This is a genomic window from Kitasatospora sp. YST-16 (assembly GCF_026802215.1).
Taxonomy (GTDB): Bacteria; Actinomycetota; Actinomycetes; order Streptomycetales; family Streptomycetaceae; genus Kitasatospora; species Kitasatospora cineracea.
The window spans coordinates 4586101-4607901 of sequence record NZ_CP113837.1 but is presented as its reverse complement, the minus strand read 5'-3'; the positions used below and the strand labels follow the sequence as shown (position 1 = coordinate 4607901).

22 protein-coding genes are annotated in these 21801 nt (G+C 71.2%); 17 read left to right on the top strand and 5 right to left on the bottom strand.

Going from position 1 to position 21801, the window contains the following annotated elements; translation table 11 throughout:
* Positions 1–30: 30 nt before the first annotated feature.
* From OU787_RS21195 to OU787_RS21185, 3 genes are all read left to right on the top strand, one after another.
* The gene (locus tag OU787_RS21195) at positions 31–927 is read left to right on the top strand and encodes an amino acid ABC transporter permease (RefSeq protein ID WP_268660280.1); all 897 of its coding nucleotides are present in this window, start codon (positions 31–33) and stop codon (positions 925–927) included.
* Positions 924–1712, top strand: coding sequence for an amino acid ABC transporter ATP-binding protein (locus OU787_RS21190; RefSeq protein WP_051816489.1), 789 nt, complete (start codon positions 924–926; stop codon positions 1710–1712). The genes OU787_RS21195 and OU787_RS21190 overlap by 4 nt, the downstream gene beginning before the upstream one ends.
* Positions 1713–1851: 139 nt before the next feature.
* Positions 1852–2439, top strand: a complete 588-nt coding sequence (locus OU787_RS21185) for a CGNR zinc finger domain-containing protein (protein WP_030909334.1) — start codon at positions 1852–1854, stop codon at positions 2437–2439.
* A 7-nt stretch (positions 2440–2446) separates the two neighbouring features.
* On the opposite strand, the gene sodX is transcribed toward OU787_RS21185, so the two are convergent.
* Positions 2447–2821 carry a nickel-type superoxide dismutase maturation protease gene (gene sodX / locus OU787_RS21180; RefSeq protein WP_081966697.1) on the bottom strand — a complete coding sequence of 125 codons (375 nt, stop codon included), beginning with the start codon at positions 2819–2821 and terminating at the stop codon, positions 2447–2449.
* 152 nt (positions 2822–2973) lie between these two features.
* On the opposite strand from sodX, the gene sodN reads away from it, so the two are divergent.
* The 6 genes from sodN (at position 2974) to OU787_RS21150 (ending at position 7112) form a co-directional block, all read left to right on the top strand.
* A complete protein-coding gene (gene sodN, locus OU787_RS21175; RefSeq protein ID WP_030457790.1) occupies positions 2974–3369 on the top strand; it encodes a superoxide dismutase, Ni in 396 nt (131 codons plus the stop codon).
* 209 nt (positions 3370–3578) lie between these two features.
* Positions 3579–3926, top strand: a complete 348-nt coding sequence (locus OU787_RS21170) for a GntR family transcriptional regulator (protein WP_030457791.1) — start codon at positions 3579–3581, stop codon at positions 3924–3926.
* A gap of 475 nt (positions 3927–4401) precedes the next feature.
* Complete coding sequence (locus OU787_RS21165) at positions 4402–4902, top strand: hypothetical protein (RefSeq protein ID WP_268660279.1); 501 nt, start codon at positions 4402–4404, stop codon at positions 4900–4902.
* A gap of 116 nt (positions 4903–5018) precedes the next feature.
* Entirely contained in the window at positions 5019–5501 is a 483-nt protein-coding gene (locus tag OU787_RS21160; RefSeq protein ID WP_268660278.1) for a GNAT family N-acetyltransferase, read from the top strand.
* Between the two features lie 170 nt (positions 5502–5671).
* The gene (locus OU787_RS21155) at positions 5672–6085 is read left to right on the top strand and encodes an anti-sigma regulatory factor (protein ID WP_030457794.1); all 414 of its coding nucleotides are present in this window, start codon (positions 5672–5674) and stop codon (positions 6083–6085) included.
* A 136-nt stretch (positions 6086–6221) separates the two neighbouring features.
* Complete coding sequence (locus OU787_RS21150) at positions 6222–7112, top strand: RNA polymerase sigma factor SigF (RefSeq protein WP_442788638.1); 891 nt, start codon at positions 6222–6224, stop codon at positions 7110–7112.
* A 98-nt stretch (positions 7113–7210) separates the two neighbouring features.
* Here OU787_RS21150 and OU787_RS21145 read toward each other — a convergent pair whose 3' ends face one another.
* Positions 7211–7639 (bottom strand): hypothetical protein, encoded by a 429-nt coding sequence (locus OU787_RS21145; protein ID WP_268660277.1) that lies wholly within the window; start codon positions 7637–7639, stop codon positions 7211–7213.
* Positions 7640–7690: 51 nt separating this feature from the next.
* Between OU787_RS21145 and OU787_RS21140 the strand changes: the two genes are divergently transcribed.
* Together OU787_RS21140 and OU787_RS21135 are read left to right on the top strand one after the other, a co-directional pair.
* On the top strand, positions 7691–8662 hold the full coding sequence (locus OU787_RS21140; protein ID WP_030457797.1) for a diacylglycerol/lipid kinase family protein: 972 nt from the start codon (positions 7691–7693) through the stop codon (positions 8660–8662).
* Positions 8663–9004: 342 nt separating this feature from the next.
* The gene (locus tag OU787_RS21135) at positions 9005–9256 is read left to right on the top strand and encodes a WhiB family transcriptional regulator (RefSeq protein ID WP_014138019.1); all 252 of its coding nucleotides are present in this window, start codon (positions 9005–9007) and stop codon (positions 9254–9256) included.
* A 354-nt stretch (positions 9257–9610) separates the two neighbouring features.
* Here OU787_RS21135 and OU787_RS21130 read toward each other — a convergent pair whose 3' ends face one another.
* The 3 genes from OU787_RS21130 to OU787_RS21120 all read right to left on the bottom strand — a co-directional run bounded on the left by OU787_RS21130 (position 9611) and on the right by OU787_RS21120 (position 14102).
* On the bottom strand, positions 9611–11131 hold the full coding sequence (locus OU787_RS21130) for a sensor histidine kinase (protein ID WP_030457798.1): 1521 nt from the start codon (positions 11129–11131) through the stop codon (positions 9611–9613).
* Positions 11132–11488: 357 nt separating this feature from the next.
* A complete protein-coding gene (locus tag OU787_RS21125; protein WP_268660276.1) occupies positions 11489–12577 on the bottom strand; it encodes an SIS domain-containing protein in 1089 nt (362 codons plus the stop codon).
* A gap of 220 nt (positions 12578–12797) precedes the next feature.
* Complete coding sequence (locus OU787_RS21120) at positions 12798–14102, bottom strand: extracellular solute-binding protein (RefSeq protein ID WP_268660275.1); 1305 nt, start codon at positions 14100–14102, stop codon at positions 12798–12800.
* Positions 14103–15286: 1184 nt separating this feature from the next.
* On the opposite strand from OU787_RS21120, the gene OU787_RS21115 reads away from it, so the two are divergent.
* The 6 genes from OU787_RS21115 to OU787_RS21090 all read left to right on the top strand — a co-directional run bounded on the left by OU787_RS21115 (position 15287) and on the right by OU787_RS21090 (position 21797).
* Positions 15287–16579, top strand: coding sequence for an extracellular solute-binding protein (locus OU787_RS21115; protein WP_268660274.1), 1293 nt, complete (start codon positions 15287–15289; stop codon positions 16577–16579).
* Positions 16580–16743: 164 nt separating this feature from the next.
* On the top strand, positions 16744–17733 hold the full coding sequence (locus tag OU787_RS21110) for a carbohydrate ABC transporter permease (RefSeq protein ID WP_030457802.1): 990 nt from the start codon (positions 16744–16746) through the stop codon (positions 17731–17733).
* A complete protein-coding gene (locus OU787_RS21105) occupies positions 17730–18650 on the top strand; it encodes a carbohydrate ABC transporter permease (RefSeq protein WP_030457803.1) in 921 nt (306 codons plus the stop codon). Before OU787_RS21110 ends, OU787_RS21105 begins: the two co-directional genes overlap by 4 nt.
* A 65-nt stretch (positions 18651–18715) precedes the next feature.
* Positions 18716–20290 carry a glycoside hydrolase family 3 protein gene (locus OU787_RS21100; RefSeq protein WP_030457804.1) on the top strand — a complete coding sequence of 525 codons (1575 nt, stop codon included), beginning with the start codon at positions 18716–18718 and terminating at the stop codon, positions 20288–20290.
* Between the two features lie 195 nt (positions 20291–20485).
* Positions 20486–21271, top strand: coding sequence for a GntR family transcriptional regulator (locus OU787_RS21095; RefSeq protein ID WP_030457805.1), 786 nt, complete (start codon positions 20486–20488; stop codon positions 21269–21271).
* Between the two features lie 256 nt (positions 21272–21527).
* The gene (locus OU787_RS21090; protein WP_268660273.1) at positions 21528–21797 is read left to right on the top strand and encodes a DUF3311 domain-containing protein; all 270 of its coding nucleotides are present in this window, start codon (positions 21528–21530) and stop codon (positions 21795–21797) included.
* Positions 21798–21801: the final 4 nt, after the last annotated feature.

Below are 21801 nucleotides of genomic sequence, written 5' to 3'. Positions count from 1 at the left end.
AACCGCCGTCCGCCCGAGAGGCTCTTTCCCATGACATCCGTCAACACCGGTGCCGGCGAGGTCCCTGCCGAGCACACGATCAAGGCGATCCCGGTGCGCCACTACGGCCGGTGGGTATCGGCCGTCGCCGTGCTCCTCCTCCTGGCCGCGCTGATCGCGGCGTTCGCCGGGGCCGACATCCAGTGGTCCATCACCGGCGACAACCTCTTCACCTCGGCATCGGTCTCGGGGGCGTGGCACACCCTGCTGATCAGTGTCTGCGCGATGGCCCTGGGCCTGCTCCTCGGCGTGGTCGCCGCAGTGATGCGGCTGTCGCAGAACCCCGTCACCTCGTCGGTGGCCTGGGGGTACATCTGGCTCTTCCGCGGCACCCCGGTGCTGGTCCAGCTGTTGATCTGGTGGAACCTCGCGCTGGTCTTCCCCACCGTGTTCGGCGTCTCGACGAACACCCTCGTCACGCCCTTCGTCGCCGCGCTCCTCGGCCTCGGCATCAACGAGGGCGCGTACATGGCCGAGATCGTCCGGGCGGGGATCCAGTCCGTGGACGAGGGCCAGGCCGAAGCCGCGCACGCGCTCGGCCTCTCCAGGGCCAAGACCATGCGGCGCATCATCCTCCCCCAGGCCATGCGCGTCATCGTCCCCCCCACGGGCAACGAGTTCATCAACATGCTGAAGACCTCGTCGCTCGCGTACGTGGTGACCTACGGCGAGCTCATGACCAAGGCCAAGGACGTCTACACCAACAACCTCGCGGTCATGGAACTGCTCTTCGTCACCTGCTTCTGGTACCTGGTGCTCACCACGGTCTTCAGCGTCGGCCAGTACTACCTGGAGCGCTACTACGCGAAGGGCGCCACCCGTACGTTGCCACCTACTCCCCTGCAGAAGATCAAGGCGAACCTGCTCTCCCTTGGGCGTGCGCGATGACCGATTTCCAGAAGCCCGCTTCCGGCCAGGTCCTGGTCAAGGCCGAAGGGGTCCGCAAGTCCTACGGCCCGCTCGAAGTCCTCAAGGGCATCGACCTGGAGGTCCGCGCCGGTGAGGTGTTCTGCCTCGTCGGCCCGTCCGGCTCCGGCAAGTCGACGTTCCTCCGGTGCATCAACCACCTGGAGAAGATCAACGCCGGCCGGCTGTCGGTCGACGGCAACCTGGTCGGGTACCGCGAGAAGGGCGGCCGGCTCTACGAGTTGAAGGACAGCGAGGTCGCGCTCCAGCGCCGCGACATCGGCATGGTCTTCCAGCGCTTCAACCTCTTCCCGCACATGACGGTGGTGGAGAACATCATCGAGGCCCCCGTCCAGGTCAAGGGAACGGGGAAGGCGGCGGCGAAGGAGAAGGCCCGCGAACTGCTGGCCCGGGTCGGACTGGCCGACAAGGCCGACAACTACCCCGCGCAGCTCTCGGGCGGCCAGCAGCAGCGCGTCGCCATCGCCCGCGCCCTCGCGATGGAGCCCAAGCTCATGCTCTTCGACGAGCCGACCTCCGCGCTCGACCCGGAGCTGGTGGGCGACGTGCTGGACGTCATGCGGCAGCTCGCCCGGGACGGGATGACCATGATCGTGGTCACCCACGAGATGGCGTTCGCCCGCGAGGTCGGTGACGCCCTGGTCTTCATGGACGGCGGCGTGGTCGTGGAGTCCGGCCACCCCCGCGACGTGCTCACGAACCCGCAGCACGACCGCACGAAGGCGTTCCTGTCCAGGGTCCTCTGAGACGCACGGCGAGGTCCCGCTCCGAGGTCCCGGAGCGGGACCTCGCCGCGTCCCCGGTCGGTCGCCCGAGCCGGGTCCCAGCCGGACGTAATACCCTGGAGTGGCTCGACCCATTACACCTGCCCCGGAAGGACCTCCCGTGGAGCTCGCCTCGTACGCCGACTTCGCCGTCCGGCTGGTCAACAGCGAGGAGCCCGACCGCGGCACCGACACCCTCACCACGGTGGACGCCGTCCGGGACCTGTTCGGCGAGCCGTCCCGGGCCTCCGCGCTGGCCGACGAGACCGACCTGCCCCGGCTGCGCGCCGTCCGGACCAGGCTCCGCGGGGTGTTCGAGGCCGCCGCCGCGGGCGAGGACGTCCGGGCCGTCGACCTGCTCAACAGCCTGATGGTGGAGTACCCGGTCAGCCCGCTGGTCTCCGGCCACGACGACCTGGACGACACCGGCCGCCCCAACTGGCACCTGCACCTGGCCGACAACGCGCCCACCGCGGCCGCCAACTACGCCGCCGTCTCCTGCATGGGCCTGGCCATCCACCTCACCGGCCTCGGCGTCGACCGGCTCGGCATCTGCCAGGCCGCCCCCTGCCGCAACGCCTACCTGGACACCTCCACCAACCGCTCCCGCCGCTACTGCTCCGACCGCTGCGCCACCCGCGCCAACGTGGCCGCCTACCGGGCCCGCAAGCGCCAGGAGGCCCAGCGCGCGCTGTCCGTGCCCGGCTGAGCACCCGTCACAACCGGTCCTCGAACGGGGTGCTGACGCCCAGCCGCTCCGCCAGCCGCGGCACCCGCCCGCCCAGCGGACGCCCGCGCAGCGCCCGCTCCAGCCGCCGCCCCGGCGCCAGCCAGGCCGGCCGCGGGGCCAGCCGCAGCAGCACCCGGCCGAGCACCAGCCCGTCCGGCACCGGCCCGTACTCGCGGCTGTCGGTGCGCACCAGCGGGTTGTCCGAGAGCATCCACCAGCCGCCCGGCCGCCGCTCCGCCGCCCGCTTGACCACCAGCAGGTCCTGCTGCAGCGGGTGCCGGAACAGCGCGATCGCCCCGGGCCGCAGCGGCGCGCCGTAGCGCACCAGCACCCGGTCGCCGTCGGAGAGCAGTCGGCGCATCGACGGGCCGGCGACGTCGACGACGCCGAGCGGTGCCCCATATCGCACGATTCGAACTCCTTCTTTTGCCCTAGGCCCCCGGGGCGGCCGCGATTTCGGCCTGCCGTGAGGGTAATGTCGGGCGCGGGAAGACGATCTAAGGAAGGACCCCCATGTTCTCTCGTCTGTTTGCTCCGCGAGTCACCGCCCACGCCCACTGCGACCTGCCCTGCGGCGTGTACGACCCGGCCCAGGCCCGCATCGAGGCCGAGTCGGTGAAGGCCACTCAGGAGAAGTACCAGGCCAACGAGGACGCCGAGTTCCGGGCTCGCGCCATCGTCATCAAGGAGGAGCGCGCCGAGCTGGTCAAGCACCACCTCTCGGTGCTGCACACCGACTACTTCAAGGCCCCGCACTTCGAGGCCTACCCGGGCCTGCACGACCTGTTCAACCGGGCCGGCAAGGCCGCCTCGGCCGCCAAGGCGTCCACCGACCCGGCCACCGGCCAGGCCCTGCTGGACCTGATCGCCGAGATCGACGCGATCTTCTGGGAGACCAAGAAGGCCTGACCCCGCGTCAGCCCTCGCCGGACACCCGGCTGCCACCGCCCCTCCCGGGGCCCGGCAGCCGGGTGTTCGGCGTTTCCGGCCCCGTCCGGCCCCTCCCCGGCCCGCTCTCGATCCGCTCTCGATCCGCTTTCGACCCGTCCTCGCCCCGTCCTCGACCCGCCCCCCGGCACTTCACCCGAGAACATAATGGTGCTAGTTTCATTAGCACCATGTTGCTGAGACTGGACACCAAGGACACCCGGCCCCTGCACGAGCAGGTCGCCGCCGCCGTCCGCCGCGCCGTCGCCGAGGGCGAGTTCCGCCCCGGCGACCGGCTGCCCTCCGCGCGCGACCTCGCGCAGGCCCTCGACGTGAACGTCAACACCGTGCTGCGCGGTCTGCGCGACCTGCGCGACAACGGGGTGCTGGAGTTCCGCCGGGGCCGGGGCGTGACGGTCGCGGACGGTGCCGAGCGGCGCTCGGGGCTGCTGGAGCAGGCCCGCGCGCTGGTCGCGGAGGCCGCCAGGGCCGGGTACGGCAGGGACGAACTCATCGAAATGATCAGGGGGATACCGTGAGCGAGCAGGAGAACGGCGGACGGGGCGGCCTGTGGTGGCCGACGCTCTGGGTGGCGGGCAGCGCCGTGCTGACCGCCCTGCTGCCGCTGACCGTCGGCGACCGGCTGCCCGACCGGCTGGCCACCCACTGGCGCGGCAGCACCGCGAACGGCTCGATGCCGCTGTGGGCGGCCTGCCTGGTCCCGGCGCTGATCTGGGCGGTGCCGGGCGCCGCGGGCCTGCTGGCGCTGCGCCGGACCGACCCGCTGCTGCGGGTCTGGACCCTGGCCGGCCTGCTGTCGGGCGGCGTGCTGTTCCTCGGCCTGCAGACCGCCGCGGTCCGCGCCAACCTCGACCGCGCCGACTGGCACGGGGCCCGGCTCCCGCTGGGCTGGTTCCTCGGCGCACTGGCCGCCGCGCTGCTGACCGGCCTGGCGGTGCGGCTGCTGGGCGGGCGCGGGCTGTCGGCCGCCGCTCCCCGGCGCCCGCCGGCCCGGTGCTGGACCTCCCCGAGGGCGAGCGCCTGGCGTGGTTCTCCCGGGCCGCCAACCCCGCGCTGCGGGTGCTCGCGGCGGTCAGCGGCCCGCCGGCCGCGGTGGCCCTGCTGGGCAGCGCGACCGGCCTGTTCGGGGCGGAGTGGGGCTGGCCGCTGGCCGCCGTGCTCGCGGTGCTCTGCCTGGCCTCCGCGTCCTGCTGCTCGGTGCGGGTGCGGGTCTCCGACACCGGCCTGGAGGTGGCGCTGGGCCCGCTCGGCCTGCCGACCCGCCGCTGGGCGCTGGCCGAGCTGGAGTCGGCCCGGGTCGAACGCCGGCTGCCCTCCCAAGTCGGCGGCTGGGGCTACCGGTTGAACGGGCTCGGCACCACCGTGATGCTGCGCGCCGGCGAGTGCCTGGTGGTCCGGATCCGCGCCACCGGCCACGACTTCGCGGTCAGCGTCGACGACGCCGAGCGCGGCGCCGCCCTGCTGAACGCGCTGCGCGCCCGGCAGTCCGCCTGAGCGCCCGCCCCGCCCTCCCCCCACCGGCAGCACCGCCCGGAGACCGTTTCCGGCGGTGCTGCCCCGGGCATAAAGCCCATTCCGGATGAAGGGGTGAGATGAGTACGCTCGACCGTATGATCCGCACCGCGACTCCCGCCGACGTCCCCTTCGTCCACACCATGATCCGCGAACTCGCCGAGTACGAGCGGGCGCTGCCCGAGGCGAAGGCCACCCAGGAGCAGCTGCACGACGCGCTGTTCGGCGAGCACCCGGCGGTGTTCGGCCTGATCGCCGAGGAGGAGGGCTCGGGCGAGCCGGTCGGCTTCGCGCTCTGGTTCCGCAACTTCTCGACCTGGCGCGGCACCCACGGCATCTACCTGGAAGACCTGTACGTCCGCCCGGAGAAGCGCGGCGGCGGCCACGGCAAGGCGCTGCTGACCGAGCTGGCCCGGATCTGCGTGGAGCGCGGCTACCAGCGCCTGGAGTGGTCGGTGCTGGACTGGAACGAGCCCTCGATCGGCTTCTACAAGTCGCTCGGCGCGGTGCCGATGGACGAGTGGACGGTCTTCCGGCTGACCGACGGCGCGCTCGCCGAGCTCGGCTCCCGGCCGCGCTGAGCGCGCCCCCGTTCGAACGGTGATCCCTCGTTCCCGTGACGGTGCGGCGAGATCACGACAGACCACCCCCGGGCGCGGTAACGTCTCGGGGCACAAGGCAGTTGAACCGAGCCAGTGGTGTTGGCAGCTTCCCCCGGCCGCAAGCACCGTGCGTCACCCAGGAGGTGAGGGTGTCCCAGATCGACGGCGAGCCCGGAGTGAAGGACTTCGTTGAGGTCCGGCTGCCCGCGGCGGGCGCCTATCTCTCGGTGCTGCGAACGGCGACGGCCGGTCTCGCGGCACGACTCGACTTCACCCTGGACGAGATCGAGGACCTCCGCATCGCGGTGGACGAGGCCTGCGCGATCCTGCTCCAACAGGCCGTTCCCGGCTCGATCCTGAGCTGCGAGTTCCGACTGGTGGACGACGCGCTGCGGGTGACCGTCTCCGCCCCGACCACCGACGGCCGGGCCCCGGAGCGGGACACCTTCGCCTGGACGGTGCTCTCCGCGCTGGCCGGCGAGGTGGACTCCGCGGTCGGGTCGGACAACACGGTCTCGATCAGCCTGAACAAGAAGCGCGGCGGGTCGCCGGGCCAGCCGTAGCCAGTGACGTGTTCTCGGAACGGAACGGGTGATCGCCGTGAGTGATCTGGACCGCACAGTTGCCGTCGTACCGCCGCAGGCGAGCGCCGCCCGCACCGCCGCCCCTGACGAAGCCTTCCCGAAGGACTCCCACCGGATGAGCCAGCCGACCGACCCGAAGCCCGAGCGGCCCGAGACGGCGCCCGCGGCCGAGCCCGCGGAGGGCGGCGGCCCGGCGGCCGCCGCCGAGGCCGTGCGCTCGACCGTCCCGGCGCAGGGGCACCGCAGCGGTGCCCCGGACCGCGAGGCGGCCCGGGCGCTGTTCGTGCGGCTGTCCCAGCTGCCGGAGGGGTCGGCGGAGCGGGTGGAGATCCGCAACCAGCTGGTCCGGATGCACATCCCGCTGGTGGAGCACCTGGCCCGCCGCTTCCGCAACCGCGGCGAGCCGCTGGACGACCTGACCCAGGTCGCCACCATCGGCCTGATCAAGTCGGTGGACCGGTTCGACCACGAGCGCGGGGTGGAGTTCTCCACGTACGCGACGCCGACCATCGTCGGCGAGATCAAGCGGCACTTCCGGGACAAGGGCTGGGCGGTGCGGGTGCCGCGCCGGCTGCAGGAGCTGCGGCTGTCGCTGACCACGGCGACCAGCGAGCTCTCCCAGCGGCACGGCCGGTCGCCGACGGTGCACGAGCTGGCCGAGCACCTGGGCATCTCGGAGGAGGACGTGCTGGAGGGCCTGGAGTCCGCCAACGCGTACTCCACGCTCTCGCTGGACGTGCCGGACAGCGACGACGAGTCGCCGGCCGTGGCGGACACCCTGGGCGCCACCGACGAGGCGCTGGAGGGCGTCGAGTACCGCGAGTCGCTGAAGCCGCTGCTGGCCCAACTCCCGCCCCGGGAGCAGAAGATCCTGGTGCTGCGGTTCTTCCGGAACATGACCCAGTCGCAGATCGCGGCCGAGGTGGGCATCTCCCAGATGCACGTCTCCCGGCTGCTGGCCCGCACCCTGGCACAGCTGCGCGAGAAGCTGCTGGTCGAGGAGTAGCCCCCTGCACGGCAGCACCGCACGACGGCACCGCACGACGCCGCAGGGCCCGCCCCCACCCGGGGACGGGCCCTGCGGCGTACCGGCGCGGCGGGCGGCTACTGCTCGTCGGGGGCGCCGTAGAGCACGGCGGTGACCTTCGGGTTGAGCAGCGCGACGATGCCGGCCAGGCCGATCGCCGCGACGGCGACGCCGAGCGCGACCATCGCCGCGCCGCCGGGCTGCCACATGTAGTAGGCGACGGGCAGGCAGATGGAGTTGGTGAGCACCGCGGGGCTGCGGCCCCAGCGCTGCCCGCGCAGCAGCGCGCGGGCGGCCAGCAGCGGCAGCAGGCCCATCAGCAGCAGGACGGCGCCGCCCAGCTCGGCGCGGCCGAAGTCGGCGTCCGCGCCGGTGAAGCCGGACAGCAGGTTGTAGACGCCCCAGCCGGCCATGGCCGCGCCCTCCAGCGCGGTGGTCGCCGCGCCGACGAGCAGCGGAACGGGCCGGGCGGCGGGGGCGGGGGCGGGGGCGGATTCAGCGGTCACCGGGCCAGGGTAGCGGTGGGCTTATGTCGGGCGGGTCGTAGGCTGATCACCATGCGCGCTCTCCTGGTCGTGAACCCGAAGGCGACCACCACCAGTGGCCGGACCCGGGACGTGCTGATCCACGCCCTGCGCAGCGACCTGAAGCTGGACGTCGCGCAGACCCAGTACCGCGGCCACGCCCGGGACCTGGCCCAGCAGGCGGCCGAGGACGGCTCGGTGGACCTGGTGGTGGCGCTGGGGGGCGACGGCACGGTCAACGAGGTGGTGAACGGCCTGCTGACGCACGGGCCGGGCGAGCGGGTGCCGCGGCTGGCGGTGGTGCCGGGCGGTTCGACCAACGTGTTCGCCCGCGCGCTGGGCCTGCCGAACGACCCGGTGGAGGCGACCGGCGCGCTGCTGGACGCGCTGGCGGGCCGCCGGGAGCGGGCGATCGGCCTGGGCAAGGCGCTGACCGACGGGCTGCCGGACCGCTGGTTCACCTTCACCGCGGGCCTGGGTTTCGACGCGGGCGTGGTGGGCCGGGTGGAGCGCCAGCGCCGGGCGGGGCGCAAATCCACCCACGCGCTCTACCTGGTGGAGGCGCTCCGGCACTACATCACCGAGCGTGAACACCGCCGTTCGGGGCCGATCTCCCTGGAGATCAATGGCGGGGACCCGGTGCCGGGCATGGTGATGGCCATAGTGTCGAACACTTCACCGTGGACGTTCCTGGGTTCCCGTCCGGTCTTCCCCTCGCCGTCGGCGTCCTTCGAAACCGATCTGGACATCTTCGGCATCACTCGAATGACCGCGTTCCGGACCGCCCGAACGGTCCGTCAGATCCTCCGTCCGCTGCCCGCCGCGGAGGGGGGAGAACGCCCGCCCGGCCCGTCCGGCAAGCACCTCGTCTCCTATCACGACGTTCGGCACTTCACCTTGGTTTCAGAGGAACCGGCCCCGTTTCAGGTCGACGGGGACCACCTTGGAGACAGGAGTCGCGTCAGTTTCACAGGCGTACGGCGGGCACTGCGTGTGATTGTGTGACCAGAAGGGGGGCCTTGCCTTGCACTCGAACGTTCGAGCCCCTTCACCCCATAGAAGTACCGCCTGTGAGGTAGGCGACACCGAAGAATCAAAAATTTCTTGCCGAAGGGGGTTGTATCCGGCTTCGAGGTTTGCGAACCTCTACATGGCGATCGGGACACACCGCAGCGGGACACCGCGGGAGAGCCCCTCGAATCGCCGAACCCCCTCAGCACAGACCGCCCGGGCCCGATGGGCCTTAGGTCCCTTTTGCTGTTGCGGGATTCGTGAAAGCGTTCACATTCACAAGCCATTCGAGTGAGTCGCGGGCCACAGCCCGTCGACCGGAGGAGTTGGACGACCATGGACTGGCGCCACCGCGCTGTCTGCCGCGAAGAGGACCCGGAGCTGTTCTTCCCGATCGGGAACACCGGCCCTGCTCTGCTGCAGATCGAGGAAGCCAAGGCCGTGTGCCGCCGTTGTCCCGTGATGGAGCAGTGCCTGCAGTGGGCGCTGGAGACCGGCCAGGACGCCGGCGTCTGGGGCGGCATGAGCGAGGACGAGCGTCGCGCGATGAAGCGCCGCGCTGCCCGCAACCGCGCCCGCACCGCCTGACACACCCGCTGACGCACCGTCAGCAGTAGTACGGATCAACCCACGATCAAGGGTTCGGCCGCGACTGGCCGGCCGAGCCTTCCCGAACGGGCCCCGCTCGATCCGCGGGACCGACGACGCGAGCCGTCCGGGCACTTGATACTGTTCACGCAGAGCAATATCGTTGGCCCGTGGCGCTCACCGTGTGCAATGCGCGGAGGCGAACGTCGCGCCACACCAGAAGCCCCCGTTCCGGCCGACTCCCCCCGACGGCCGGACCGGGTCGAGAGGCCCTGCCGACCCACCCCCCCCGGTCGGCAGGGCCTCGTTTCTGTCTCCACGGCCCTGACAGGGAGGCCCCGCCGGGCGGCCCCGTCAGCGGACGGGGATCTCCAGCACCACCTTGGTGCCGCCCTCGGGCGCGGCCACCATGTCGAAGCTGCCGCCGAGTTCGCCGGTGGCCAGGGTGCGGACGATCTGCAGGCCGAGGTTGCCGGCCTGCTGCGGGTCGAAGCCCTCGGGCATGCCGCGGCCGTCGTCCTGCACGGTGATCAGCAGGTACTCCTCGGCCTTCACGCCGTTGTTCCAGGTGTCCGACCAGCCCTTGCCGCCGGCCGGGGCGCGGCCGCGCAGCGCGCTGACCTCCAGGTTGCCGGAGGCGCTGGGCCCGAAGGCGTGTTCCAGGGCGTTCTGGGTCAGTTCGGTGAGGATCATCGCCAGCGGGGTGGCGACCTCGGCGGACAGGATGCCGAAGGAGCCGCTGCGGCGGGCCACCACCCGGCCGTCCTGGGAGAGTTCCATCACCATGGCCAGCACCCGGTCGGCGATCTCGTCGAACGCCACCGACTCGTCCAGGGCCTGGGAGAGCGTCTCGTGCACGATGGCGATCGAGCCGACCCGGCGGACGGCCTCGTCCAGGGCGGCCCGGCCGGCCGGCGAGTCCATCCGGCGGGACTGCAGCCGCAGCAGCGCGGCGACGGTCTGCAGGTTGTTCTTCACCCGGTGGTGGATCTCCCGGATGGTGGCGTCCTTGGTCATCAATTCGCGGTCGCGGCGCCGCAGTTCGGTGACGTCCCGGCAGAGCACCAGGGAGCCGGTGGGGGTGCCCTTGGGCTTGAGCGGGATGGTCCGCAGGGTCACCACGCCGCCCTGGGCCTCGATCTCGGTCTGCCGGGGCGCCCAGCCGCTGGCCATCTTCACCAGCGCCTCGTGCACCGCGCCGCGGCTGGGCGGCACCAGTTCGGCGGTGGTCTGGCCGAGGTGACTGCCCACCAGGTCGGTGGTCAGGCCGAGCCGGTGGTAGGCGGAGAGCGCGTTGGGGCTGGCGTACGTCACCACGCCCTCCACGTCGAGCCGGATCAGGCCGTCGCCGACCCGGGGCGCGGCGTCCATGTCGGCCTGTTCGGCGCCCGGGAAGGGGAAGCTGCCGGCGGCGATCATCTGGGCCAGGTCGGAGGCGCTCTGCAGGTAGGTGAGCTCCAGCCGGCTGGGGGTGCGGACGGTCAGCAGGTTGGTGTTGCGGGCGATCACGCCGAGCACCTTGCCGTCCCGTCGCACCGGGATGGACTCCACCCGCACCGGCACCTCCTCCCGCCACTCCGGGTCGCCCTCGCGGACGATCCGCCCCTCGTCGTAGGCGGCGTCCAGCAGCGGGCGGCGGCCGCGCGGCACCAGGTGGCCGACCATGTCGTCCTGGTACGAGGTGGGGCCGGTGTTGGGCCGCATCTGGGCCACCGAGACGTAGCGGATGCCGTCCCAGGTGGGGATCCACAGCACCAGGTCGGCGAAGGACAGGTCGGAGAGCAGCTGCCACTCCGAGACCAGGAGGTGCAGCCACTCCACGTCGGCACCGGTGAGGGTGGTGTGGCGGCGGACGAGTTCGTTCAGCGAGGGCACACGGTGAGGGTATCGCCGTCCACCTCGGCCCACGTTGTCCAGACCAATTGCGGGTCGCCTCTGGACAACCACAATTGGTCTAGTCCACAATGAACATGCACCAAGGAGAGGCCCTCCGCGCAACTGCCCTGACCGCGCGAGGCCCCTCCTCGGTCGGAGGCGTCGTTCGAGGGTCCCGCACAACTCTCGGACGGTCCCCGCCTCCGGCATACAGCTCCGGGCTACGGTGCCGCACGGGTTGAGGGTCCTGTGTCGGCGCCGTGGCCCGTAGTGTTTTCCGGCCCCGGGCCGGATGCCCCGGACAGCACGACGGCCGCCCCGCGAGGATCTCGCGGGGCGGCCGTCGGCGTTGCGCCGTCAGTGCGTCTCGGTGACCTTGGCGAGGGCGCGCGGGGCGTCCGGGTCCTGGCCGCGGGCGATGGTGACCTCGTAGGCCAGCAGCTGCAGCGGCAGGATCTCCAGGATCGGCTGGACCTCCTCGGGCACGCCGGCCGGCAGCGCGAAGCCCGCGCTGGCGGCCTCCACCTGCGCCTGCTGGCCGATCACGACCAGGTCGGCGCCGCGGCCGCGCAGGCGGTCCAGGACGGGCTGCAGGGCCTCGCCGCCCTTGCCGTCCGGGACGATGGCGATGACCGGCGAGACGTTGTCGACCATGGCCAGCGGGCCGTGCAGCAGGTCGGCGCCGGAGAACGGGGAGGCCGGGATGTAGGTGGTCTCCATCAGCTTCAGCGCCGCCTCGCGGGCGGTCGGGTAGCCGTAGCCGCGCGAGGTGATGACCAGGCGCTGGGCGAAGCGGTAGCGCTCGGCCAGGTCCTTGACCTCGCCCTGCCGGGCCAGGATGCCGGCCGCCAGCTCCGGCAGCACCTTCGCCGCGGAGCCTCCCCCAGCCCTAGCGGGCTGGGAGGTGCCCCCTTCGCCGCGCAGGCCCTCGACGAACAGGTACAGCGCCAGCAGTTCGGCGGTGTAGGTCTTGGTGGCGGGCAGCGCCTTCTCCGGCCCGGCCAGCACGTCGATGTGGAACTCGGAGACCTCGGCCAGCGGCGAGGCGGCGTTGTTGGTGACCGCCAGGGTGATCGCGCCGGCCTCGCGGGCCGCCTTGGTGGAGGCCACCAGGTCGGGCGAGCCGCCGGACTGGCTGACGGTGATGACCAGGCAGTCCGCGAGGTCCGGCTTGGCGCCGTACGCGGTGGTGGTGGACATCGAGGTGAGGCCGGCCGGCTTGCCGAGCAGCACCTCGATCAGGTACTTGGCGTACAGCGCGGCGTTGTCGGAGGTGCCGCGGGCGGTGAGCAGGACGAAGCGCGGGTTGCGGGCGGCGATCTGCGCGGCGATCTCACGGATCGCGGGCGCACCCTCGTCGAGGATGCGCTGCAGGACGGCCGGCTGCTCGGCCATCTCCGCCGACATGATCCTGCCGGGTACGGAAACAGTCTGCGGGTCGGACATCGGGGTGTGCCTCCGTGGAGAGATGGTTCTACCCCGTGGGGCGGGACGCCCGACGGGGACCTCTGAACGGCGGCGAGTCCGCACCCTCGCTGCATGGAACTGTTCTGTGCCGATCCTACGTGCGACCGGGCCCCGCAGCACACTCCGTGACGGTGCGTCGGGGCCCGGTCTCAAGGACCGGGACGCCGGCCGGCGGGCCGGCGCTCCGGTCGCGCGCCGGTCAGCCCGGGTTGTTGATCAGCTCGTCGATCTGCGCGTCGGCCTCCTTGGTGGCCTCGTCGATGCTCTTGCCCGCGAAGACCGCGTTCAGCATGTTGACCAGGACGTTCTGCTTCTCGACCGCGCCCCAGCCGGGGGCGAGCGGGGTGAACCAGGCGTCCTGGACGGCGTTGGCGGCCGCGGCGGTGGCCGGCTTGCTCTTCAGCGGGGCCAGCTGGACCAGGTTGTTCGGCAGGGTGTCCTTGTCGGCCAGCACCTGCTCGGACTTGGTGCTGGTGAACATCCGCACCCAGTCGGTGGCGATCTTCGCGCTCTGCGACTTGGCGGTGACCGCCAGGTCGGAGCCGCCGATGAAGGACGGCAGCGGCTTCCCGCCCGGGCCGGGCATCGCGGCGAGCCGCAGCGAGTCCTTGAGCGCCGGGGTGCCGGTGATCGGCGCGATCGCGGTGCCCAGCTCCCAGCCGTTGGCGTAGATCAGGCCGGCCTTCTCGTGGCCGAGCACGTTGGCCTGCTCGGCCTCGTTGACCTTGTAGTCGCCGCTCTTGTTGTACTTCTTCACCAGCTCGACGAAGTGCTGCAGGCCCTGCTGCGACTTGGCGTCGTGCAGGGTGCCGTGCCAGTTGCCGGTCTGGTCGAACTTGGCGATCGAGCCGCCGTACGCCATGACGTAGGACATCGCGGCGTACCAGTAGGGGCCGGGCAGGTACAGCGAGGAGTAGCCGGTCGTGCCCTTGAACTTGCTCTGCACCTTGTCGAGGGCGGCGGTCAGGTCGTCCTCGTTCTGCGGCAGGTCGGCGGAGCCGGTGGCGTCCAGGAACATCTTCGAGTTGTAGACGCCGACCCGGGCGCCCGCGTAGTAGGGCACGCAGTAGAGCGTGTCCTTGTAGGTGCAGGTGTCGGAGAGGCCCTTGATCCAGTTGTCCGCGTTGTCGAAGCTGGAGCGGTCCACGGCCAGCAGCGAGCCGTTGACGATGTACTTCAGCGTCTCGGTGTTGCCCAGCTCGACCACGTCCGGGGCCTGGCCGGCGGCGATCGCGGCGTCCAGTTCGGAGACCTTGGTCTGCCAGTCGTGGTAGCTGAGCTTGATCTGGACCTTCGGGTACTTCTGGGCGAACTCGTCGTTGACCTGCTGGACCAGCTCGGGCCAGCTCTTCTGGGCGTCGTTCATCAGCCACACGGTCACGGTGCCGGTCATGTTCTTCGTGTCGGCGTTCGACGCCGAAGACGACGGGCTACCGGACGAGCAGCCCGCGGCGGTGGCCAGCAGGGCGGCGGTGCTGAGCGTGGCCAGTACCTGACGCTTCACGCAATCCTCCGGATGGGAGCGGGGAGGTCTGCGCGGTGGTACAGACCAGATTTCCGGATCTTGGCCTAGACCAATTTGGGGCGTCAATGCGGGTGCGGTTTCGCACCCTGCTCGTTGTCAATCCGTTGCCTTCCTTGGCCCGGCCACGTCAACCATCGGCGGAGAAGTGCCCTGTGCATGACTTTAGGCTCACTTAAGGTGACCCAGGGTGAGAGGAATGGATCAAGCGCAATTCCGGAAATCCCCGGCCGCCCGATTTCCCGGCCCCGGCGGCCGGGGTTTCCCCACCGGCCGCGGCACCGGCGGGCCCGGCCCGGGGCGCCGGGGGCACCGGGCGGACGGGCGGGGCGGGCCGCCGTCCGTCGAGTACGCACGAGTTCCCCGGCGCCCGGGATCGGCGCCGCCCCGGGCCGGCCGCCGGGGGCCGGACCTGCGGCGGGCGGCCCGAGGCGGTGCGCGGACGGACGGGCGGGCGGCACCCGGCGCCGGGGCGGCGCCCGGACGGCAGGGGGCAAAACACCGGGGCCCGCGGCGGGCGGGCCGCCGGTCCGGGGAAATCGGCGGAACTCCCGGCGGTGATTACCGGCCGGTTTTCCGCGGCCGCGACGGGAAAAGCCGGGCGTGGCCGGGGCCCGGTATTCGGCCCGCGCCATTCGGCCGGGAAACCCCGCCGCTTTCGACCCGGCCCGGGGCCCGCGGGCCCGCGCGGGGGCGCCTCCCACTCGGGGACGCCTCGCACGCGGGCGCGCGGGGCGGGCACGGGGGCTGCGGGTGCCGGGTCAACGGCCGGGCCCGAACCCGCCCTTGACATGACCGCACAAATATGCGGTCCCGGACCACCCGCTCCGCCGCCGCGACGGCAAGGTGTCCCGATAGGTCCTATTTCCTCCCGGGGTTGGTCCAGTCCAACACGGCCGAGTCAAGCGTTGATAACGGCTTGTGCAACCGCTCTTTGAACCCTTGACGCTCGTCATTGGTCCATGCCAACCTCCAGGCGTTGGTCTAAACCAATGGTCTACTCCACCTCACGGATCGGCCCGCCGGCCCCGGCAGTTCGTATCCGTGTCACCCGGTGACGTTCCCCACATACGGCACAACGCAGCTCCAGGCCAGTCGGCCCAGCAGCCCGGTGCCCTACCTTGCTCATCCCTCTGGAGGATGGTTTGAACCGCAAGATCGCAGCCGTGGCCGCTATCGCCACCGTGCTCGTCGCCTCGGCCTGCTCGTCGTCTTCGTCCGGCAGCAAGTCGAGCGGTGATGTCCTGAGCACGGACGGCAAGGGCAAGAAGATCACCGTCTGGCTGATGGACGACGCCCAGAAGGGCTGGAACGAGGTCGTCGAGGCGGCGAAGGCCGAGTTCAAGCAGAAGACCGGCGCCGACGTCGACATCCAGTGGCAGACCTGGACCAACTACACCACCAAGCTCGACACCGCCCTGCTCTCGGGCAACGCCCCCGACGCGATCGAGGTCGGCAACACCCAGGCCGCCAAGTACATCGACGCCGACTCGTTCGTCGACCTCACCTCGGCCAAGAGCAAGTTCGACAACTCGGACAAGTGGCTGGACTCGCTGGCCGCCTCCGGCCAGTCCGCCGACGGCTCCAAGACCTACGCCGTCCCGTACTACGCCGGCGCCCGCGTCGTGATCTACCGCAAGGACCTCTTCGAGGCCGCCGGTGTCACCCAGGCCCCGACCACCCTGGCCGAGCTGAAGGACGCCCTGACCAAGGTCAAGGCCGCCAACGCCAACACCCCGGGCTTCTCCGCGATGTACCTGCCGGGCCAGAACTGGTACACCGCCGTCTCCTTCGGCGCCGGCACCTACGGCGTGAAGAACGTCATCGCCAAGAAGGACGGCGACAAGTGGGCCAGCACCCTGGCCGACCCGAAGTTCATCGAGGGCATCTCGACCTGGAACGACCTGCAGAAGAACTTCTCCACCGGTGGCACCACCTCCGACGAGGCCACCCAGGACGCCCTGATGGCCAAGGGCAACATCGCCTCCATCGTCGGCAACGGCTGGGAGCTCTCCTCCGTGGCCGACCCGAAGACCGGCGACCCGTCCCTGAAGGACAAGCTCGCCACCTTCGCCCTCCCGGGCGCTGCGGCCGGCAGCACCACCCCGGCCTTCCTGGGCGGCTCCGACCTGGCCGTCCCGACCAACGCCAAGAACCCCGGCCTGGGCGCGACCTTCCTGCAGATCTTCACCAACACCGCGCAGCAGACCCTGCTCGCCAAGCACGCCATCCCGAACGCCAAGAACCTGGTCGACGCCTACAAGGCCGCCGACCCGGCGAACAAGGCGACCGGTGACGCGGCCCAGGGCGAGACCTGGTTCATCCCGAACACCCCGCTGTGGTCCGGCACCAACGAGACCGCGCTGAAGACCGCCTTCGGTGCGATCGCCGCCGGTGGCGACCCGGCCACCGAGCTGAAGAAGGCGAACGACGACCTTCTGAAGACCCTGAACGGCTGATCCAGCTCCAGCTGAACCGCAGGTCGGCCCGGGGAGTCCAACGGTGCTCCCCGGACGGACCACCGCACTGAGCGCCGGATAAGGGGGTGGGCAGTCCGCGATACCGCGGACTGCCCACCCGTGCGCCAGGACCGACCAGATCCGCGGGCCCGGGAAGGACCCTGATGAGTGTGACCACCAACGAGACCGTGACCCGGTCCGAGAACCAGGGGCCTGCCCCGACGGGGAAGCCGCAGCGGCGCGGGTTCTTCGCGGCCGGCCATTACATCCCCTACACCCTGCTGCTGCCCGCGGTCGTCGTACTGGCGGGCGTTCTGGCGTACCCGCTGTACCGGCTGGTCGACCTGGCGTTCCAGAACGTCAACAAGTACGCGCTGCTGGTCCACCCGGAGCGGGCGAAGTACATCGGCTTCGACGGCTTCTCCCGGGTCTTCGGCGACAGCGAGTTCTGGCAGGTCGTGCTCCGCTCGATCTACTTCACCGCGGAGCTGGTCATCCTCTCCATGGTGCTGTCGATGGCGCTGGCACTGCTGCTCAACCGGGTCTCCAACTGGGTCCGGGTCACCGTGATCACGGTGATGATGTTCGTCTGGTCGATCCCGGCACTGGTCAACGGCCAGGTGTTCCGCTGGCTGTTCTCCCCGCAGGGCGGCGTCGTCGACTACATCGCGTACCTGGTCACCGGCGACGAGAGCTGGAAGAACTACGACTGGTTCGCGGACCCGCACGTCGGCCTCTACGTGGTCGGCGCCGCGGTCGTCATCTGGGGCGCGCTGCCCTTCCTGGTCCTGGGCCTGTACGCCGCGCTGACCCAGGTGCCCAAGGAGCTGATGGAGGCCGCCAAGCTGGACGGCGCCAACAGCTTCCAGGCGTTCCGCAACGTCACCCTGCCGGTCATCCGGCCGTTCCTGATGATCTCCACCGCGCTGAGCTTCATCTGGGACTTCCAGGTCTTCGCGCAGATCTTCGCGCTGCGCAACACCTCGCCCGAACCCGGCTACCGGACCATCGGCACCTACCTGTACATGCAGGGCATCGTCGCCTCCCGGTACAGCGAAGCCTCGGTGATCTCGATCGCCATGATCCTCATGATGCTGGCGGTCCTCGTGTACTACATCCGCCAGATGCTCAAGATCGGAGCCAACGAGCGATGACCACGGACGTCTCCACCACCGCTCCGAAGACCCCGCTTCCGCTCGCCCCGGCCAAGCGGAAGAAGTCCAAGGAGACCGAGGTCGGCCGCAGCGGCGCCATGACCTGGGTCTGGAACACCGTCGCCCTGGTCGTGGCGGTCGTGATGGCCTTCCCGATCTACTGGATGGTCATCACCACGTTCAAGACGAACCGGGACCTGATCTCCAAGGACCCGACCTTCTGGCCCTCCTCGTTCTCGCTCGACAGCTACCGGACGATCTTCGACGACGACCAGTTCCTGCCCAGCCTCGGCCACACCCTGGTGCTGACCCTCGGCGCGGTCGTGCTGGGCGTCGCGGTCGGCTTCCTGGCGGCGGTCGGCGTGGCCCGGTTCAACTTCCGCGGCCGCAACTTCTTCATCGTCACCATGCTGGTGGTCCAGATGGTGCCGCTGCTGGCGATCATCATCCCGCTGTTCGTGGTGATGAACAGCCTCAACATGACCGGCGGCCTGTTCGGCGTCATCCTCGCCTACCTGGTCTTCACCGTCCCGTACGTGATCTGGACGCTGCGCTCCTTCATCGTGAACATCCCGGCGGAGCTGGACGAGGCCGCGATGGTCGACGGCTGCACCCAGTGGGGCGCGTTCTTCCGCGTCATCCTGCCGCTCACCCTGCCCGGCCTGATCACCACCTCGGTCTACAGCTGGATCCAGGCCTGGAACGAGTTCATCGTCGCCAAGACCCTGCTGGGCACCAGCGGCATGAACACCTCGATGACCTGGCTGACGTTCTACTCGACCACTCCCACCCGCGGCGCGGACTACGGCGCGCAGATGGCCGGCGGCCTGCTGGTCTCGCTGCCCGTGATCATCCTGTTCGTGTTCTTCCAGAAGAAGGTGTCGGCGGGTCTCACCGCCGGTGCGGTCAAGGGCTAAGCCCCCTCCCCCACCCCCACTGCACCTGAAACACCTCTCTCACCTCCAGGGAAGGAACCAAGGCGATGCCCGGTACGGAAAGCGCCGATCTCCTCCGCGACGCCGGAGCGGTCCTGCAGCCCGGCTTCGCCGGTCTGACCGCGCCGGAGTGGCTGCGCCGCAGACTGGGCGACGGCGAACTCGGCGGCGTCGCCCTGTTCGGCCGCAACATCCGCACCCCGCAGCAGGTCGCCGCGCTGACCTCGGAGCTGTACGCGCTCAACGGCGACCTGCTGGTCGCCACCGACGAGGAGGGCGGCGACGTCACCCGCCTCGAGGTGGTCAGCGGTTCCTCCTACCCGGGCAACCTGGCGCTCGGCGAGGTCGACGACACCGACCTCACCGAGCGGGTCGCCCGCTCCATCGGCTTCGACCTGTCCAGCGTCGGCGTGAACCTCAACTACGCGCCCGACGCGGACGTCAACTCCAACCCGGACAACCCGGTGATCGGCGTCCGCTCCTTCGGCGGCGACGGCGAGCTGGCCGCCCGGCACACCGCCGCGTACGTCCGCGGCCTGCAGTCCGCGGGCGTCGCGGCCTGCGCCAAGCACTTCCCCGGCCACGGCGACACGGCCGGCGACTCGCACCTCGGGCTGCCCCGGATCGACCTGGCCCTGGACCAGTTCGCCGCGCACCTGCTGCCCTTCCGCGCCGCCATCGCGGCCGGCGTGAAGAGCATCATGACCGCGCACATCCTGTTCGACGCCTACGACGCCCAGCTGCCCGCGACCATGTCGCAGCGCATCCTCACCGGCCTGCTCCGCGAGGAGCTCGGCTTCGACGGGCTGATCGTCACCGACGGCATCGAGATGGGCGCCATCTCCGGCACCCACGGCGTCGCGGCCGGCTCGGTCCGGGCCGTCGCGGCCGGCGCCGACACCATCTGCGTCGGCGGCGGCCTGCAGGACGAGGACGCCTTCGTCTACCTGCGCGACGCGCTGGTCTGGGCGGTCCGCGAGGGCCGGCTGTCCGCCGAGCGGCTGCACGAGGCCGCCGAGCGCAACCGGGCCGTCGCCCGCTGGTCGGCCGGCGTCCGGGCCTCGCTGGTCGGTCAGCAGGCCGAGGTCGGCGTCGGCCTGGCCGCCGCCCGCCGGGCGCTGCGGGTCACCGGCGAGCTGCGCCCGCTGGGCGGCGTCCCGCACGTGGTCGAATTCTCCCCCGGCGCGAACATCGCGGCCGGCGACGAGACCCCGTGGGGCGTGGCCGGCCCGCTGGCCGAACTGGTGCCCGGCACCACCTCCAGCCGGGTCGCCCCGCCCGCGACCGTGACCGAGGGCTCCGGCCTGCTGCACGTCGCGGTGGCCGCCGAGGACGCCGAGATCGACACCGCCCCGCTGCTCGGCGCGGCGGTCGGCCGCCCGCTGGTGCTGGTGGTGCGCGACGCGCACCGGCACGGCTGGATGCGCCGGGCCGCGCTGGCCCTGGTCGAGCACCGGCCGGACGCGGTCGTGGTGGAGATCGGCACCGCCCACGGGACGGCCGAGCTGTTCGCCCCGAGCGGCGTGACCACGCTGGCCACCTACGGCGGTTCCCGGGTCTGCGCGATCGCCGCCGCGGAGGCCCTGGCGGGGCTCGCGGTGACGGCCGCCAAGGCCGGCTGAGACACTCGGGACGGGCCCGGGGCGGGCGCCAGGCGCCCGTTCCGGGCCCGTCGCGTACCCGCCCGCGGACCCGCCGCGGGCGCGCGAATGCGGCCGGGGGCTCACGTTCGATCTCCCGTGCGTGCAAACATGTGCTGTTACATAGGACTTAGGGGTCCGTTAAGGGACCGCCTCCAACGAGGAGTGAGAGCTGCCATGAGTGGCGACAGGGACACGGCGGCGCTCGCCGAGGGCTCCACCGTGCCGACCCAGACCGGCCCTGCCACCGCCACGGCCCGGGTCCCCAAGTACTACGGGCTCAAGCGGCACCTGCTGCAGCTGACCGAGACCCAGCCGGCCGGCACGCCGGTCCCGCCGGAGCGCGCGCTGGCCGCCCAGTTCGACACCTCGCGCACCACCGTCCGGCAGGCCCTGCAGGAGCTGGTCGTCGAGGGCCGGCTGGAGCGCATCCAGGGCAAGGGCACCTTCGTGGCCAAGCCGAAGGTCGCCCAGGCCCTCCAGCTCACCTCGTACACCGAGGACATGCGGGCCCAGGGCCTGGAGCCGACCTCCCGGCTGGTCGAGGTCGCCTACATCTCGGCCGACGACCGGCTCGCCCCGCTGCTGGACATCAAGCCCGGCGGCCGGGTGCTGCGGATCGAGCGCCTGCGGCTGGCCAACGGCGACCCGATGGCGATCGAGGTGGCGCACCTGTCCGCCAAGCGCTTCCCCGCGCTCCGGCGCAACCTGGCCAAGCACAACTCGCTGTACACCGCGCTGCGCGAGGTCTACGGGGTGACGGTCGCGGAGGCCGAGGAGACCATCGAGACCACCCTGGCCAACCCGCGCGAGGCCGGCCTGCTCGGCTCCGACCTGGGCCTGCCGATGCTGCAGCTGTCCCGGCACTCCTTCGACGCGGACGGCGCGCCGGTCGAGTGGGTGCGCTCGATCTACCGGGGCGACCGCTACAAGTTCATCACCCGGCTGAACCGGCCGTCCTGAACCGGCCGTCCTGAACGGGCGGTCCGAGCGACCGGCCCGGCGGCCTGACCTGTTCGGGGTACCGGGGCGATCCGGGTTGACAGGGTAGTGACACGGGTCGCTCCGCTGCCCTAGCCTCTCGGGGACCTTTCGATCACCGAGGGTGCTGCTCGGCGGGCGCACAGGCATGTGCGTTGCGGTGCCACTGAGGTGACTCCTCGTCATCCGGGAGCCGCTCGTGTCGTCGTCGCAAGTCCCTGCCCCGGGCGCACCGCCCGTGGTCTCCCCCGCCCGGGTGCTGGCGGGCCTGTGCCTGCTGGTGCCGATCGTGGTGGTGCTGTGGGTGCCGTCCTACAGCAAGACCTCCCCCGAGTTCGGCGGCCTGCCGTTCTTCTACTGGTACCAGCTGATGTGGGTGCCGGTGTCGGCGCTGTTCACCGGTGCCGCGTACCTGCTGATCCGGCGCGACGAGGCGGCCCGCAAGGCCGCCTCCGCCGTCTCCGGACCGGTCCTGCCCGCCCAGCCGTCGGACGGGGGCAAGTCGTGAAGCA